The sequence below is a fragment of the Campylobacter sp. 2018MI13 genome (assembly GCF_018501135.1).
Classification (GTDB): domain Bacteria; phylum Campylobacterota; class Campylobacteria; order Campylobacterales; family Campylobacteraceae; genus Campylobacter_E.
This window is the reverse complement of record NZ_JAHCZC010000315.1, coordinates 1-328: the sequence shown is the minus strand read 5'-3', so window position 1 is coordinate 328 and position 328 is coordinate 1. Positions and strand designations below refer to the sequence as shown.

At 38.7% G+C, this 328-nt stretch carries 1 other RNA gene; it reads right to left on the bottom strand.

The features are described 5' to 3' along the window. Positions 1–24: 24 nt before the first annotated feature. Positions 25–328: RNase P RNA component class A (gene rnpB / locus KJQ99_RS10180), an RNA gene on the bottom strand; the annotation flags it as partial.

Here is a 328-nt window from a genome sequence, read left to right as displayed (position 1 = left end):
AACTCTAATTTGCATCCTAATCCTTAAAAGAGTATGGCTATAAGCCGGGTTTTGTCTTGGATAATCATTTATCTACTTACTATTTCACAATAGCACTCTAGCGAAGGGTTTAAAATATAAGATAAAAACCCCCCCTTCTTGCTGCAGGTTGGGTTTATAAGCTGAATTGCTTTTACTCGCATAATCACTGGTGGGCTCTTCCCCCGCCGTTTCACCTTTACCTAAAATTAGGAAGTTTATTTTCTGTTACACTTTCCCTTAGATTGCTCTAGCCATCTGTTAGATGGAACCTCATCTTATTGCAGCCCGGACTTTCCTCTTAATTAAA